General features: G+C 60.5%; 2 protein-coding genes. One reads left to right on the top strand and one right to left on the bottom strand.

Features of this window, described 5'->3' with window-relative positions; translation table 11 throughout:
* Window positions 1–87 precede the first annotated feature (87 nt).
* Window positions 88–360, bottom strand: a complete 273-nt coding sequence (locus tag QMX84_RS26210) for a hypothetical protein (RefSeq protein WP_048366559.1) — start codon at window positions 358–360, stop codon at window positions 88–90.
* Between the two features lie 293 nt (window positions 361–653).
* On the opposite strand from QMX84_RS26210, the gene QMX84_RS26205 reads away from it, so the two are divergent.
* Window positions 654–2,720, top strand: a complete 2,067-nt coding sequence (locus QMX84_RS26205; protein WP_262123824.1) for an AsmA family protein — start codon at window positions 654–656, stop codon at window positions 2,718–2,720.
* Window positions 2,721–2,800 lie beyond the last annotated feature (80 nt).

The raw sequence follows: 2,800 nt of genomic DNA, 5'->3' as shown, positions 1-2,800 counted from the left end.
GGGCTTGCTCGCGATGGCGGCGTTGCGGTTTATCGGGGCATCGACGTTGAAGCTATCGCGAGCAAGCCCGCTCCCACACGGTCATGCTCAGCTTGCACGCTGATTGCGCTCGGCTAGACGGTCCGCGCCGCCTTCAGCGACAAAGGTGCTGCCTTTGGTGCGATCGTAGCCATCTTCGGCCACGCGTTTTTGTTGGTCCAGGGTGCGTTGTGCGCCGTCTTCAGCAAGCTGATTGAGCGGCTGGCTGACGCTGCTGGAGGCCGGTTGGGCCATTGGGGTTGGCTCTTCGTCAGCGGGCATGGCGAACGCGTTAAAGGCCAGCAGTGAAAGAGAAAGGCTAAACAAGACAGGGCGTTTCATGGTGTGTGCTCCGTAGCAGTGCAACTCAGGGTTGATGGAGGCAATGCTACGCTTGCACGCTCGATATCAAAGTTCATACGGCCAATGGTGATAATCGACACAATTGATATTCCCGCGAGAAGGCCTCTAGCCTGCGCAGTTGAGGGCACACAGATGCACGCTCACACTGCCTGTGCAGGCGATGCCGGGTTTTTTTTCCGCGAAAATACCCCTTGGATTAAACCTTGGGCCGTCTTTGCCAGTCGTACCTTCATAGTCACCAGGACGTTGAGTCGTCATAAAGGAGCCGCACCATGACGCGCACCCGTAAAACCCTTGCCTGGATAGGCGGTATTGTTGTCCTGCTGGTGGTCGTATTGGTGGTGATCATTTCTACCTTCGACTGGAACCGCCTCAAGCCGACCATTAACGCCAAAGTGTCCGAGGTGCTGCACCGCTCGTTTGCCATTAACGGCAACCTGGCCGTGCGCTGGCTGCGCGAAGACGGCCAGGGCGGCTGGCGTACCTGGGTGCCGTGGCCGCATGTGATTGCCGAAGACCTGACCCTGGGCAACCCCGACTGGTCAAAAAACCCCGAAATGGCCAGCCTCAAGCAGGTTGAACTGCGCCTGTCACCGCTGGCGCTGTTGAGCCAGACCGTGGCTATCCCGCGTATTGACCTGAAGGAGCCCAAAGCCAAACTCGAACGCCTGGCCGATGGCCGGGCAAACTGGACCTTCACGTTCGACGCCGCCGACCCGGACGCCGAGCCCTCCAACTGGAAAGTGGACATTGGCGCAATCGGCTTTGATAAAGGCCAGGTGTCGCTGAACGACCAAACCCTGAAAACCCGTCTCGACGTGCTGATCGACTCGCTGGGCAAACCGATCCCGTTTAGCGAGATCGTCGGTGAAAAAGAGGCGAAAAAGAGCCAAGACAAGGGCGCCGTGCCGCAAGACTACGCCTTTGCCCTGAAGGTCAACGGCGAGTACCACGGCCAGAAACTCCACGGCACCGGCAAAATCGGTGGCCTGTTGGCGTTGCGTGACACCAACCAGCCGTTCCCGCTGCAAGCGCAAGTGAGCATTGCCGACACCAAAGTTGCGCTGGCCGGCACCCTGACCGACCCGCTGGACCTGGGGGCGCTGGACCTGCGCCTGAAGCTGGCAGGCAGCAGCTTGAGCAACTTGTACCCGCTTACCGGCGTGACCTTGCCCGACTCGCCGCCGTACTCCACCGACGGCCATCTCACCGCCAAGCTGCGTGAGGCCACTGGCGCGACGTTCACGTACGACAACTTCAACGGCAAGATCGGCAGCAGCGACATTCATGGTGACCTGAGCTTTGCGGCGAGCAAGCCTCGGCCCAAACTCACCGGCAAACTGGTCTCCAACCAACTGCTGATGGTCGACCTCGCGCCGCTGATCGGTGCGGACTCCAACGACAAACAAAAGGCCCGGGGCGGCAGCAGCAAGCAGCCTGCGGACAAAGTGCTTCCGGTCGAAGAGTTCCGCACCGAGCGCTGGCGCGACATGGACGCCGATGTCGAATTCACCGGCAAGCGGATTGTCCAGAGTGCCGATCTGCCGTTCACCGACCTGTACACCCACGTGGTGCTCACTGACGGTGTGCTGAAGCTGGAACCGCTGCGTTTCGGCGTGGCCGGCGGCAAGCTGGATGCACAGATCAACCTCAACGGCCGCGACACCCCGTTGCAAGGCCGGGCCAAGCTGACGGCGCGCAACTTCAAGCTCAAACAGCTGTTCCCGACCTTTGAGCCGATGAAAACCAGTTTTGGTGAACTGAACGGCGATGCCTCGATTTCCGGCACCGGCAACTCCGTCGCTCGCTTGCTGGGCACGGCCAATGGCAATTTGAAAATGCTCATCAATGACGGCGCCATCAGTCGCAGCCTCATGGAAATCGCCGGGTTGAACGTCGGCAATTACGTGGTGGGCAAAATCTTTGGCGACAAGGACGTGAAGATCAACTGCGCGGCGGCTGATTTCGGGATCAAGGATGGCTTGGCCACGTCCCGGTTGTTTGTGTTCGACACCCAGAACGCAATCATCTACATCGACGGCACGGCCAACTTCGCCACCGAACGGCTGGACCTCAAGATCACCCCGGAATCCAAGGGCTTCCGTGTGTTCTCGCTGCGCTCACCGTTGTACGTGCGCGGCACCTTTGCGCATCCGGATGCGGGGGTAGAGGCGGTGCCTTTGCTGTTGCGCGGTGCGGGGATGGTGGCGTTGGGCGTGATTGCCGGCCCGGCGGCGGGGCTGCTGGCGCTGGTCGCCCCGAGCGGTGACGTCCCTAACCAATGCGCGCCGCTGCTGCAACAAATGCAGCAGGGCAAAGTGCCGAAAACGGTGAAATAAGCGGCCCTCAGACAGCACTGTGGGAGCGGGCTTGCTCGCGATGGGGTCGATGCGGTGTCACTTAATCACCGTGTCGATGC

This window comes from Pseudomonas sp. PS01297 (assembly GCF_029959305.1).
In the GTDB taxonomy this organism is placed as follows: Bacteria; Pseudomonadota; Gammaproteobacteria; order Pseudomonadales; family Pseudomonadaceae; genus Aquipseudomonas; species Aquipseudomonas helleri.
This window is presented reverse-complemented; position numbering and strand designations above follow the sequence as displayed.